Source organism: Rhizobium sp. O111 (assembly GCF_055616315.1).
In genome coordinates, this window is sequence record NZ_JBSHXL010000002.1 from 618,859 (window position 1) to 631,650 (window position 12,792).

Below are 12,792 nucleotides of genomic sequence, written 5' to 3' on the forward strand. Positions count from 1 at the left end.
TCCCCATGAAGTTCGGTTTGAGTTCCTACAGTTTCCGCCCGCTGATGTTGGATGGTTCGATGCAGATCGAGGACCTGTTCACCTGGCTCAGAGACAATGGCGGCGAGCACCTCGAGCTTGCGACGCTGTCGATCGCGCCGGGTGGCGACGACCTGAACTACGAGCTGATCAAGGATGACGAGAGCATTGAACGCCTGCGCAAGGCATCCGCCGAGACCGGCATTCCGCTCTCCGGCCTCTGCATCGCCGGGAACTTCATCGGCGACGACCGACGCGCACAGATCGACCGGGTGAAACGCTATGTCGAGCTCTGCGACCGCCTCGACGTCCGCTTCCTGCGCCACGATGTCGTGCCGTGGTCGCTGCGGGCGACGAATGCCGCGCAGTTCGAGGCGGCCTTCCCTGGGATCGTCGATGCCTGCCGCGAGGTGGCCGACCATGCGGAGCAGCTCGGCGTGACCGCCAGCGTCGAGGATCACGGTTTCTTTATGAACTCCAGCGAGCGCGTCAAGCGCCTGCTCAACGCCGTCGACAGCCCGAACTTCAAGATGACGCTCGACGTCGGCAACTTCCTCTGCGTCGACGAAAACCCGGTGACAGGCACGCGCGCGTCGATAGCCAATGCGAGCTTCGTGCACATCAAGGATTTCTATGTGCGCGCCGAGAACCCGGGGCCGGGCTGGCTGGAGACGCTGAACGGGCAGTTTATCCGCGGTTCCGTCTTCGGTTTCGGCGACCTGCCGGTGAAGTCGATGCTGAAGAGCGTTTTGGATTCGGGTTACGACGGCTTCGTCTCGCTCGAATATGAAGGCAACGAACCGACGCTCTATGGCTGCCAGACCGGTCTTGCCAACGCCCGCAGGTTGTTTGCTGAACTTAAGGGGTGAGATTGCGGGCGGTGATCGGCAAGCTCCTTGACGAAATGTGTAAAATACGTATTTTACACATTGATAGGGAGGCCGATGGTCATGGCTCAAGCTTTGAAAGTGTCTGCGACCGAGTTCGCTCGTAAATTCACGACCTTCAGGGAGCGCGTACAGTCGGAGGGAGTCATCGAGATCACCGCTCATGACCGCACGATCGGAGGCTTCCTGTCCGCCGCGGAACTCAGCCACTATCACGACATGATAAGGCGTGAGCGCGAGGTAATACGGGTCAGCGACATGGATGACGAAACCATGGCGTTGATTATGAACTCAGAATACGGAAAAGCTTCCGAGTGAGCTACCCGACGCCGGTTGCGGGCCTCGTCATCCGCTACAATTACCTGTGGGACAAGGAAAAGAGCGAAGGTATCGCTTTGGGCGGCAAGGATCGGCCTTGTGCCATCGTCGTGTACCACTCCCGGACCAATGATACGATTGTCGTGCCGATCACGCATTCACCGCCCGAACTTGGCGAGGAGGACCTCTCGATCGAGGTTCCGGCGGAACTTCGTGGTCAACTCGGCCTAGATGACGACGCCAACTGGATTCGCGTTAGCGAGGTCAACAGGTTCGAGTGGCCCGGCATCCATCCATCTCAGGGCGCTGCCGTCCGATCCCAACCGCTATCATTATGGAATGATCCCGCCTGAACTCTTCGATCTGATCAAGGCCAAGCTTCATGAGACGATGAAGAGGGGCCGGGTGGCTTTGGCCAAGCGCTAGCAAAATCAGACCGGTGCCATCAGCGTGGATATGCGATCGACGCGCTCCTTGATCGCCGCCAGCCGGTGGCGATCGCCGCCGGGGACCTCGACGGACGCCCAGCCGGAATAGCCGACCTCGGCGAGCGCGCGGTTGACCGCTGCCCAATCGCAGTCGCCATCGCCGATCTCGACCTCGAAGCCTTTCCACGGACCCTCGCTGTTCATCTTGTCGAGGCTGTACTCCTTGACGTCGATCTTCAGGATGCGGTGGCCCAGCGCCTCGATCCAGTCGACGGGCCGGCCATAGCGCAGGACATTGCCGACATCGAAATACCAGCCGACCTTCGGATGGTTGCAGGCATCGACGAAAGCGGCGGCTTGCAGCGGGCTGAGGAGAAAGTCGTTCCACACATTTTCGAGCGCGATCGAGACACCTGTCTTCTCGGCGTGAGGGATGATCTTGGCGATCTCTTCGAGCGCGCGGCCATAGGCCGTCTTGTAGCTCGTCGGGCTGTTGCGAACGACGCCGGGAACCAAAAGCACCGTGTCGGCGCCGTAGAGCTTGGCATCATTAAGCGCCGTGATCATCGAGTCCACGCAAGCTTGGCGGACAGCGGGATCGGCATCGGTGAGCGGGCTCTTCCAGTGCATCGAATTGACGAGACCCGGAATGGCGACGCCGGTCTTGTCGCGGGCATCCAGCACCTCGCGGGACGGCAGGTCGTTGGGGGAATCGAGCTCGACACCATCGAAGCCGACATCCCGCAGCAGCTGGAACTTTTCGAGGATCGAAAGCTTGTCCTCTTCGATCATAGACCATTTCAGGCTGATCTTCGCCAGCGGGCGAGGGGACTGCGATGCTTTATGGGAAGGCGAGGCGGCGGGATTGGTCATGCTCATGTCTTTGCTTGGAAAATGGATGCGCGGGGCGGACTATGTCATTGAAGTCGCAAGCCATCAACGCCTGTTGTGGTGAGAACCTTTCTACTGGCTGAGCCCACCGAAGGCCTTGAGATAGATCGCCAACAGTTGCGTCTGCGAGGAGATCCCAAGCTTGCGGTAGACGTTGCGCCGGTGCACTTTCACGGTGCCGGTTGAGATATTGAGCTTGAGCCCCACCGATTCCGAAGAGTGCCCTTGCAGCACCAGATCGACGATGGCGGTCTCGCGGCTGGTGAGGTTGAGATCCTGCCACACGGCGTCGGCGGGCTGGATGTCGACCTTATCTTCGCCACGCTTGCGAGTGCGCCGCCTGGTCGATTGCGCTTGGCCATCGAAGCGCTCGGCAAGCCCCGCGAAATAATGCTGCGTCAGCCGGGTGACGAGCGGCTCGGCCTTCTTCAGCAGCGCGATCTCCGCCGGCGGAAAGACGCCGGTCGCTTCCCGGCGCATCAGTGACAGGACGACGGTAATGTCGTCATCCTGTTCGACGAAGAAGCCGATCTCTTCGGCGAGGCCCGTCTGCACATAATAGGTTCGGTAATATTCGCTGGAGAAGAAGCGGTCCGGCACGAGCTCGCGCATGCGGAACACGCCGCTGCGGCGGGCGCGGGCGGTGTGGTAGAAAGGATCGAGCAGATAGGGGCCTGCCTGATAGAGCGTGACGAAGATGATGTGCTCCGCCGGATCGAAGGTGCTGTAAAGATCGATCGGCCGATCCTTGCCGCGGTAGGCGAAGATGACGACGTAGTCGAAGCGCACAAGTGCTGCCATCATCTGGCGAAAGGTCTCGCCGAATTCGGCATCGCTCATGACAGGCTTGCCGACGGTGGCCTTGAAGGCCTGCAACATTGCCTCCAGATCCATGCTCATGCCGAAAACCTCCCGATCGGGCTGCGGATATCCGCATACCCCTGTATATACCTTCCACGAAGCCGCAAGGCCTTAAATACCACTCTTGGGGTATATACCGTCAGGGAAGGGCAGGCTTAGTCTTTTCCCAACGCCGGTGGCAAAAGGCAGCGTAGACTGCCGCCAAACCAACCGCAGGGAACAGACGTGGCATCCGCTTCGACGAACGATATCGAATTCCGTTCGGTCACCAAGAATTATGGCTCCGTGACCGCCGTAACGGACATCAACCTCAATGTGCCCAAGGGCGCATTCCTGGCGCTGCTCGGCCCATCGGGCTGCGGCAAGACGACATGCCTGCGCATGATCGGCGGCTTTGAGCAGCCGAGCGACGGCACGGTGCTGATCGACGGGCGCGAGATGAACGGCGTGCCGGCTTATCGGCGGCCAGTGAACATGGTGTTTCAGCACTACGCCCTGTTTCCGCACTTCAATGTCGAGCAGAACGTTGCCTACGGGCTGCGACAGATGCGGCCGAAGATCGCTGCCGCCGAGATCAGCCGTCGTGTCGGCGAGGCGCTTGAAATGGTCCGCCTCGGCGGCTTCGCCAAACGCCGTATTCACGAAATGTCCGGTGGCCAGCAGCAGCGCGTGGCGCTCGCGCGCGCCATCGTCAACCGCCCCTCGGTGCTGCTGCTCGACGAACCACTGGCCGCGCTCGACAAGAAGCTGCGGTTGACCATGCAGATCGAGTTGCAGACGTTGCAGCGCGAGCTCGGGATTACCTTCGTCCTGGTCACGCACGATCAGGAAGAGGCGCTGTCGATGGCCGATATCGTCTGCGTTATGAGCGCAGGGCGCATCCGCCAGCTCGGCTCGCCGCAAGAGGTCTACGACCGGCCGGCTGATCTCTTCGTTGCCGATTTCGTCGGCAAGACTAACCGCGTCGATGCAACGGTCGAGACGGACGGCATGACGCTCAGGCTGGGCGACGGTTCGGCGCTGCCTGTTTCGGCGGGGCAGGGCGCCTTGTCCGGCCAGGCCATCGTCGCGATCCGGCCGGAAGCGATCAGGCTCACCCGCGTTCAGGCGGGCGGCGGCGCAAGCTTCAAGGGAACGGTCACGCACCGCATCTTTCTGGGATCCTCGGCGGAATATGCCGTGGCGGTGCCCGGGCTCGGCGACTTCCTGGTCACGGCCGATCGTCGTGACAGCCAAAGCGATCTGGTCGAACCCGGCGAGACGGTCTTCCTCGGCTTCGATCCGGCCGGGGCGCATGTTTTTCCAGCTTCCAATGCAGCATAAAACCACAAAAAGGGAACAGCATCATGAGCAAGGACTACAAGGATAATCTCCCCATTTCCGCCAAAGGCTTCATGGACGAGTTCATGCGCCTGAAGCGCGGCTCCATCAGCCGCCGTCATTTCCTCGGCATCACCGGCCTCGGTCTCGCCACCGCCGTAATGTCGCGCGTCCCGGGCGCGCTGTCGACGCCCGCCTATGCCGCCGGCGAACTCGGCACGCAGATGTCGATCGCTACCTGGCCGAACTACCACGACCCCGCGACATTCGAAAACTTCAAGGCCGCCACGGGCGTTGCCGTCGAGGTCAACGTCTTCGGCTCCAACGAAGAGATGCTGGCTAAACTCCAGGCCGGCGCTTCGGGCTGGTCGCTCTTCGTGCCGACCAACTACACGATCTCGACCCACCACAAGCTTGGCCTGATCGATGAGCTCGATCTCTCGAAGATCCCGAACTTCAGCCAGACGGCCGAGAACCCGCGCTTCACCAAGGAAGGCCAGATCGACGGCAAGACCTACGCCGTGCCGAAAAACTGGGGCACGACCGGCTTCTCGGTCAATACCTCGAAGATCAAGACCAAGCTCACCAGCTGGAAGGATTTCTTCGAGATCGCCCAGACCGAGGCCGATGGCCGCGCAATGGTGCACGATTACCAGCTGACGACGATCGGCAGCGCGCTCGTGTCGCTTGGCTACGACTTCAACTCGATCAAGGCCGACGAGCTCGCCAAGGCCGAAGAGCTGCTGATCAAGGTCAAGCCGCATCTCTTCGCCATCAACAGCGACTACCAGCCCGGCATGCGCGCCGGTGACGCCTGGATGACCATGTGCTGGACCAATGACGGCGCCCAGCTCAACCGTGACATGCCGGAGCTTGCCTTCGTTCTCGGCAAGGACGGCGGTGAGATCTGGACGGATTACTACGCGATCCCGAAGGATGCGCCGAACAAGGCCGCCGGCTACGCGCTGCTCAATTACCTCATGGACCCCGCCAACGCCGCCAAGGAGCACATCGCCAATGGCGCGCCGGCCACCGACAGCCGCGTCATCGCGCTGCTGCCGCAGGAGATCACCTCCAACAAGATCGTCTATCCGGATGAAGCTTCGCTGACGCCGCTGGAATTCGGCGCCGCCGTGACGCTCACCGACCCGAGCCGTGCCGAACTGATGGCACGCTTCAAGTCGGCCTGATAATCGCCAAGGCACGTCGCCCTTAAAGGAGGCGTGCCTTGCATCGATCACACTACCCCTTTCACGAACGCTTCTCTGGACCAAGATGACCCTGACACCGGACACCAAGAAACGCCTGGTCACCGCCGCGCTGGTCGCGCCGGCGAGCGCATGGCTGTTTATCTTCCTGGTGCTGCCCTTCATCGCCATCGTGGTGTTCTCCTTCGGCGAGCGGGCGCCAGAAGGGGGCTATCAGGCGGCCTTCACCTTCGCGCAGTTCGCCAATCTCGGCTCGCGCGCCGCCGCATTCAAGAACACGCTGGTGCTGGCGCCGATCGGCGCTTTCGCCTGCTTGCTCGTCGCCTATCCCGTGGCCTATTATCTGGCCGTGAAAGCGAGCCCACGGCACCGCCTGCTTCTGGTTTCGCTGGTCGTGGTGCCGTTCTGGACAAGCCTGCTCGTGCGCACCTATGCCTGGATGTATATTTTGGGCGCGCGCGGCATTCCGCATCTGCTCGAATTCGTCGGCATCGAAAATGTCAGGCTGTTGAACACGCCCGGCGCCGTGCTGCTCGGCATTGTCTACGGCTATCTGCCGCTGATGATCATGCCGATCTATGTCAGCCTCGAAAAGCTCGACCGCCGTCTGCTGGAGGCCTCGGCCGATCTCGGCGCCAAGCCGCTATCGACTTTTTTTGGCATAACCCTGCCGCTCTCGCTGCCCGGCGTGATGACCGGGGTGGCGCTAGTCACGATCTTGCTGCTTGGCGAATATCTGATCCCGCAGCTGCTTGGCGGCGGCAAGGTCTTCTTCATCGGCAACGCGCTCGTCGATCTCTTCCTGCAGTCGCGAAACTGGCCCTTCGGCTCCGCGATCGCGGTTACGCTGGTGGTGGTCGTCGTCATCGTACTGCTGGTCGCCATGCGCATCGCATGGCGCGTCGCCGGCACCCGCCAAGTGGATCTCGTCTGATGCGCAGCCTCGTCACCGCCGTCTATCTGTTTCTCTATACGCCGATCGCGCTGGTCGTGCTGTTTTCGTTCAATGCCGGGCGCAACGCATCGGATTTCACCGGCTTCTCGACGCAGTGGTACGGGAAGGCACTCTCCAATACCTTCCTGATGCAAGCGCTCGAAAACAGCCTGATCATCGCCTTCACCAGCGCGACCCTGGCCGCCATCTTCGGGACGATGGCGGCGATCGGCATGGAGCGCCTCGGACCAAAAGCTCGCGCGGTGTTTGATGGTCTTTTCGCCGCGGCAATCGTCGTTCCAGGCGTTGTCATCGGCATTGCGACGCTGGTGGCGCTGGTCGAGGTCTTCGGTATCCTTAATCCTCTGCTCGCCGCCGTCTGGCCGGGTGAGCAGCCACCCAGGCTCCAGCTTGGCTTCGGCTCGATCATCGCTGCGCACGGGCTATTCACGATGGCGCTCGTGACGATGATCGTGAAAGCCAGGATCGCCAGCCTTGGCCGCGATATCGTCGAGGCATCGAGCGACCTTTACGCCACGCCGCTCACTACATTTCGCGACATCGTCCTGCCACAGATCCTGCCGTCGATCCTCGCCGGGTTCCTGCTCGCCTTCACCTTCTCGTTCGACGACTTCATCATCGCCTTCTTCGTTGCGGGCTCCAACACCACGCTGCCGATCTATGTCTTCGCGTCGATCCGCCGTGGCGTGACGCCAGAGATCAATGCGATCGCAACCATGGTGCTGGTCGCGTCGCTCGCGATGATCCTGATCGCACGGTTCCTGATGCGTGAAAGACAACAAAAGACATTAGGGGAAACATCATGATTCTCGCCAACCGCGTTGCAATCGTCACCGGCGCCGGTTCCGGCATCGGCAGGGCAGGGGCTTCGATCATGGCGCGGGAAGGCGCCCATGTCGTCGCAGCCGATGTCGACTTCATGAATGCCGACGAAACCGTCCGGGAGATCGTTGCAGCCGGCGGCAGCGCCGAATCCCTGGTGTTGGATGTCACGGACGACAGGGCTCTCGAAGACGGCATATCTGCGATTGCCGGCAGGCATGGCCGCATCGACATCTTGCACAATCATGCCGGCGCGCAGGTTGCGGGTGATCTCGAGCAGGTCGCGATAGAGGGGTTCGACAAGTCCTGGGCCTTGAACGTGCGCGCTCATTTCATGGCCGCCCGGCTCGTGATGCCGCTGATGACGCGGGCGGGCAAGGGCGTCATCCTCAACACCTCGTCGTCCTCGGGCGTTCTCTACGATCGCGAAATGATCGCCTACACCACGACCAAGCACGCGGTCATCGCCATGACCAGGCAGATGGCCGGCGACTATGCGAAGTTCGGTGTGCGCGTAAACGCGCTTTGTCCCGGTTGGGTCGACACGCCGTTCAACGAGCCGTTCATCGCGCAGATGGGCGGGAGAGATGCGATCGAGAGCTACATCGCCGAGAAGGTGCCGCTTGGACGATGGGCCGATGTTTCCGAGATCGCCGAGCCCATCCTGTTTCTCGTCTCAGACCGTTCATCCTACATGACCGGGCAGATCCTGGTCGTCGACGGTGGCGAAACCGTCGTTTGACGCGGGTGTCGAAATAAACTTCGAAATAGATCGGATTCAAACGATTCCGTGGCTTGAGCAATCGGGCGGGCTGGACTAGTGCCTTCGCTGGAATGACAGCGGAGGGCACGACAATTTCCAACAGCACCAGCCCCAAGCTGCAGGGTTACCTATTCATCTTGGCCGCGGTTTTCATCTTCGCCGTCCAGGACAGCTTTTCGAAATATCTTGGCGAACGCTATTCACCGATCCTGATCACCATGATCCGCTTCTGGGCGTTCGCGGCCTTCGTGATGCTGCTGGCGATGCGCAAGCCCGGCGGCGTGCGTGGCGCCTTCGTGACGAAACATCCGCTGATGCAGGTGATGCGCGGCGTGCTGCTCGTCGCCGAGATCGCGCTCTTCGTGTTCGGCCTGGCACATACCGGGCTTGCGATCACCCAGGCGATCTTCCAGTCGACGCCGCTGATCGTGACCATTCTATCGATACCGTTCCTCGGGGAACACGTCGGTTGGCGGCGGTGGCTTGCGGTTGTCGCCGGGCTGTTCGGCGTGCTGTTGATCATCAACCCGACCGGTGGCGCCTTCAGCCCCTATCTTCTGCTGCCGCTCGCCTGCGCGACCATGTTCGCGGCCTATAGCGTCGCCACAAGGGCGGTCAGCCACAATGATTCGACCTTCACCAGCCTCGCCTATACCGCCGTCGGCGGCGCGGTTGCGATCTCGCTGCTCGGTCCCTTCTACTGGACGCCGATCGCCGTCTCGGACTGGCCGATGGTCGCAGCACTCTGCGTCTGCGGCACGGTCAGCCATTACTGCCTGATCCGCGCCTATGATTCATTGCAGGCCTCCGAGGTGCAGCCGCTCGCCTACCTCCAGCTCGTCGTCGGCGCGGTGATCGCGGTGATGTTCTTTGGGGAGACGCTGAGCTGGAACATGCTGCTCGGCTCCGCGATCGTCGTCGGCGCCGGCCTTTTCACCATGTGGCGTGAGCAAAGGGCGCAGTCCAAGAACAATCCTGCGTCAGGCTCGGGGATCGCCGAGCGGCCCTGAGGGGTTACAGCGCCATATAGCTGCGCCACAGCACATAAAGGCTGACGGCGAAGATGATGGCGCGGAAAATCGTCGCCAACGTGTTGCGCCGGTCGGCAAGCCGCGTCGCCGCGATCGTTCCGACGACACCGCCGCCGATGCCGCCCGCGATGAAATAGCCAGCGGTCACCCAATCGACCAGGCCTGACGTCGCATAATTGGCTGCGGTCGTCAGGCCGAAGGTGCCGACGGCCATGAGCGAGGTGCCGACGGCGTTGATGAGGGGCATGCCTGTTGCGAGCAGCAGCGCCGGCACGATCAGGAAGCCGCCGCCGATGCCGAAGAAGCCCGAGAACATGCCCGTCAGCAGCGCGATCGCGGTCGTCTTCCCGTGTACCGCCATGGTCAGCGAGTGGGCGGTGACGTCAGGGGCGGTGCGGGCCTTTCGCATGGCGGAGCTGACGAACATCATCAGCAGGCCGAACATAAAGAGCAGCTTCTGGCCGTCGACGAGCTTTCCGAGGCTCGATCCGAGATAGGCGCCAAGCGCGCCGGCGGCCGCGAAGATCACCGCGCAACGCCACCAGACGTGGCCCTTGGCGGCGTGGCCGGCGAGGTTGAGATAGGCATTGGCGGAAACGGCAAGCGCGCCGGTTCCGATCGCCGTGTGTACGTCGCGCATGCCGACGGCATACATCAAAAGCGGCGTTGCCAGGATGGAGCCGCCGCCGCCGATCAGGCCAAGCGTGCATCCGACCAGCGAGCCGGAGCCGAGCGCGAAAACGACATGCTGGAGCGATCCATTCACGGCGTCATCTCCCCCAGACCGTTCCGGGAAGGGCGTTGAGCGGGATCTTAAGGTAGCGCCGGCCATCGGCCTCCGACTCCGGCAATGCGCCGCCGCGGATATTGGCCTGCAGCGCATGCAAGATGAGCTTCGGCATCGGCAGGGTCCTGTCGCGGGCCTCCCGAATCTCGATGAACTCGCTGCGCGAACGACCGGCGACATGTGGGTTCTTTTGCTTCTGATCGGCAACCGAGCTTTCCCACAAGGCCTCGCGTCCGCCGGGCATATAGTCGTGGCCGGTGAAAAGCCGGGTCTCGTCGGGGAGATCCAGAATGCGCTCGATCGATGTCCACAGGCTGTTGGCACTGCCGCCCGGAAAATCCGCCCGCGCCGAACCGCTATCGGGCATGAAGAGCGTGTCGTGGATGAAGGCCGCGTCGCCGACGATGTAGCTGATCGATGCCAGCGTGTGACCGGGCGAATGCATCACGCGGGCCTCGAGATCGCCGACCCTGAACGTGTCGCCGTCGGAGAACAGCCGGTCCCATTGCGATCCGTCGCAGGCGATGTCGGGCCAGTTGTAGATTTCTTTCCAGATCCGCTGCACCTGCGCGACATGCTCGCCGATTGCGGTCGGCACGCCGGTGCGTTTTTTGAGGTAGGAGGCGGCGGAGAAATGGTCGGCATGCGGATGCGTGTCGAGAATCCACTCAAGCGTCAGGCCATGACGCGCGATGTGGTCGAGCAGGCGGTCGGCATTCGTCGTCGCCGTCGAGCCCGATTTCTCGTCGAAATCGAGCACGGGGTCGATGATGGCGCATTTGCGGGTCTTCGGGCAGGAAGCCACATACTGGATGCTGCCCGTGCGCACATCGTGGAATCCGGCGATCTCAGGCTGCTGCATAAACTGTGCTCTCCGTGGCCGCCGCACGCGGGAAGAAGATCGCCCGGCTCGGATCGAAGTCGTAATCCCTCTCAAAAGTGGTCGCATCGGCGGCGATCTGGGCGACGGAATCGAGAATGAAACGGACCTTTTCGTCATCGAGCAAAACGCTGAAATTCAACCTGATGAAACCGGGCTTTATGATCTCGTCGCCGGACAGAATGGCCTGCCGGATCACCTCGGACTGTTGCTCGTCGATCGAGAGCAGCCGGTGGACATAAGGCCCGGCGCAGGCGCAGCCGCCGCGCGCCTGGATGCCGAAGCGATCGCTCAACATGCGCGTGATTAGCTGCTGGTGGACATAGCCGCCCTTGCCGTCCTTCACGCGGAACGAGAAGATCGGCAGGCGGTCGGGGCCGGGCAGGCCGAGGATTTCCAGCCGCTCGATATGTCTCCAGGCGCTGAAGGCGCGCTTGGCAAGCGTATAGTTACGCTCGGCTATCGCCTGCCCGCCGATCGCGTCCTTGACCATAAAGGCAAGCGCGGCCCTGATGTCGCCGACGACATTCGGCGTGCCGGCTTCCTCGCGGGCTTCGAGGCTGTCGCTATAGTCATGCGTTGTGGGCGACACGAACTTCACCGTGCCGCCACCCGGCCATGAGGGCTTGGTCGCCGAGACAGCGTCGCGCCGGACAATCAGGATGCCGGAAGCGCCGGGGCCGCCGATGAACTTGTGCGGAGAAACGACGATGGCGTCGATGTCGGCACCTGATGCCGGTGACATGGCGATCGGCACATAGGGGCCGGCGCCGGCGTAGTCCCAGATCATTCTGGCGCCGGTAGCCTTGACGATGCCGGTGATCCCGGCAACGTCGCTGGTGATGCCGGTGATGTTGGAGGCTGCCGAAAGCGTGCAGATCGTGAGATCCGCGTCGCTGTCACGCAGTGCTGCTTCGAGCAGACCAAGGTCAGGGCCGCCGGATGCCTGCTCGGGGATCTCGACGATCTCCGCACCGCTCTCGCGCCAGGGCAGGATGTTGGAGTGATGCTCGTAGGGGCCGATCACGACGCGCGCACGCTTGCCCGAAGCAATCGCGTCCGTCACGCCGAACAGCGAGACCAGTCGATTGATCCCCGCAGTCGCGCCAGAACCCGTGAAGATGACCGCGTGGTCACTATTGGCACCGCAGAAGCCGCCGATCAAGCCGCGCGCTTCGCGACGCATGCGCGTCATGAAGCCACCGCAATAGGAGGCCTCGGTGTGGCTGTTGGCGTAGTATGGGAGAACCTCTTCGAGAACGAAGCGCTCGACCTGGTGCAACGAGCGGCCCGACGCGACATAGTCGGCGTAGACGAGGCTCTTATCGCCATAGGGACCGGATATCTTCGCTTTCGCTCCGACCAGCCCGTCGCGAAGAGTGGCGATGATGTCGGCACCTCCGAGACCATCGCGGAATTTCGACAATGCTGTCGGCGCTGGGGCGAGGCGAGGGGTTTCCACGGCTGTTCTCCTTGCTGGGGATGGCGACGTGGATTGTAATCTGGAACGGGTCGAGCAAACTCACCTGATTTTAGGCGGAATTGGCTGAAGCTGGGTCAAGTGACCCAATTCAACCGAGCTTAGAGCCAATTTTGAAATGGATATGCCGATGGACTCGATTT

General features: G+C 62.0%; 14 protein-coding genes. 9 read left to right on the forward strand and 5 right to left on the reverse strand.

The annotated features are described in order from the left end of the window. The first annotated feature begins 5 nt into the window (after positions 1-5). From ACVTFQ_RS22395 to ACVTFQ_RS22405, 3 genes are all read left to right on the forward strand, one after another. Positions 6-887, forward strand: coding sequence for a sugar phosphate isomerase/epimerase family protein (locus tag ACVTFQ_RS22395; RefSeq protein WP_113176715.1), 882 nt, complete (start codon positions 6-8; stop codon positions 885-887). 81 nt (positions 888-968) lie between these two features. Further along, a complete protein-coding gene (locus ACVTFQ_RS22400) occupies positions 969-1,223 on the forward strand; it encodes a hypothetical protein (protein ID WP_112982792.1) in 255 nt (84 codons plus the stop codon). Next, complete coding sequence (locus tag ACVTFQ_RS22405) at positions 1,220-1,576, forward strand: hypothetical protein (RefSeq protein ID WP_470424012.1); 357 nt, start codon at positions 1,220-1,222, stop codon at positions 1,574-1,576. The genes ACVTFQ_RS22400 and ACVTFQ_RS22405 overlap by 4 nt, the downstream gene beginning before the upstream one ends. A 78-nt stretch (positions 1,577-1,654) precedes the next feature. Here ACVTFQ_RS22405 and ACVTFQ_RS22410 read toward each other — a convergent pair whose 3' ends face one another. Together ACVTFQ_RS22410 and ACVTFQ_RS22415 are read right to left on the reverse strand one after the other, a co-directional pair. After that, complete coding sequence (locus ACVTFQ_RS22410) at positions 1,655-2,524, reverse strand: sugar phosphate isomerase/epimerase family protein (protein WP_470424013.1); 870 nt, start codon at positions 2,522-2,524, stop codon at positions 1,655-1,657. 90 nt (positions 2,525-2,614) lie between these two features. Next, positions 2,615-3,442 carry a helix-turn-helix transcriptional regulator gene (locus ACVTFQ_RS22415; protein WP_113176717.1) on the reverse strand — a complete coding sequence of 276 codons (828 nt, stop codon included), beginning with the start codon at positions 3,440-3,442 and terminating at the stop codon, positions 2,615-2,617. A 186-nt stretch (positions 3,443-3,628) separates the two neighbouring features. Here ACVTFQ_RS22415 and ACVTFQ_RS22420 point away from each other — a divergent pair, with 186 nt between their 5' ends. The 6 genes from ACVTFQ_RS22420 to ACVTFQ_RS22445 all read left to right on the forward strand — a co-directional run bounded on the left by ACVTFQ_RS22420 (position 3,629) and on the right by ACVTFQ_RS22445 (position 9,481). After that, positions 3,629-4,726: an ABC transporter ATP-binding protein gene (locus ACVTFQ_RS22420; protein WP_113176718.1), complete on the forward strand. Its 1,098-nt coding sequence runs from the start codon at positions 3,629-3,631 to the stop codon at positions 4,724-4,726. A gap of 23 nt (positions 4,727-4,749) precedes the next feature. Then, positions 4,750-5,913, forward strand: a complete 1,164-nt coding sequence (locus ACVTFQ_RS22425) for a polyamine ABC transporter substrate-binding protein (RefSeq protein ID WP_113176719.1) — start codon at positions 4,750-4,752, stop codon at positions 5,911-5,913. 85 nt (positions 5,914-5,998) lie between these two features. Further along, complete coding sequence (locus ACVTFQ_RS22430; RefSeq protein ID WP_113176720.1) at positions 5,999-6,865, forward strand: ABC transporter permease; 867 nt, start codon at positions 5,999-6,001, stop codon at positions 6,863-6,865. Continuing rightward, positions 6,865-7,692 (forward strand): ABC transporter permease, encoded by an 828-nt coding sequence (locus ACVTFQ_RS22435; protein ID WP_113176721.1) that lies wholly within the window; start codon positions 6,865-6,867, stop codon positions 7,690-7,692. The genes ACVTFQ_RS22430 and ACVTFQ_RS22435 overlap by 1 nt, the downstream gene beginning before the upstream one ends. Beyond that, positions 7,689-8,450 carry an SDR family oxidoreductase gene (locus ACVTFQ_RS22440; protein ID WP_113176722.1) on the forward strand — a complete coding sequence of 254 codons (762 nt, stop codon included), beginning with the start codon at positions 7,689-7,691 and terminating at the stop codon, positions 8,448-8,450. Before ACVTFQ_RS22435 ends, ACVTFQ_RS22440 begins: the two co-directional genes overlap by 4 nt. A 92-nt stretch (positions 8,451-8,542) precedes the next feature. Next, entirely contained in the window at positions 8,543-9,481 is a 939-nt protein-coding gene (locus ACVTFQ_RS22445; RefSeq protein WP_113176723.1) for a DMT family transporter, read from the forward strand. A 4-nt stretch (positions 9,482-9,485) separates the two neighbouring features. Here the strand turns inward: ACVTFQ_RS22445 and ACVTFQ_RS22450 are convergent, their stop codons facing one another. The 3 genes from ACVTFQ_RS22450 to ACVTFQ_RS22460 are packed head-to-tail and all read right to left on the reverse strand — an operon-like array spanning position 9,486 to position 12,631. After that, on the reverse strand, positions 9,486-10,268 hold the full coding sequence (locus tag ACVTFQ_RS22450; protein ID WP_113176724.1) for a sulfite exporter TauE/SafE family protein: 783 nt from the start codon (positions 10,266-10,268) through the stop codon (positions 9,486-9,488). A 4-nt stretch (positions 10,269-10,272) separates the two neighbouring features. After that, the gene (locus ACVTFQ_RS22455) at positions 10,273-11,151 is read right to left on the reverse strand and encodes an MBL fold metallo-hydrolase (protein WP_113176725.1); all 879 of its coding nucleotides are present in this window, start codon (positions 11,149-11,151) and stop codon (positions 10,273-10,275) included. After that, positions 11,138-12,631, reverse strand: a complete 1,494-nt coding sequence (locus ACVTFQ_RS22460) for an aminotransferase class V-fold PLP-dependent enzyme (protein ID WP_113176726.1) — start codon at positions 12,629-12,631, stop codon at positions 11,138-11,140. The genes ACVTFQ_RS22455 and ACVTFQ_RS22460 overlap by 14 nt, the downstream gene beginning before the upstream one ends. Between the last annotated feature and the right edge of the window lie 161 nt (positions 12,632-12,792).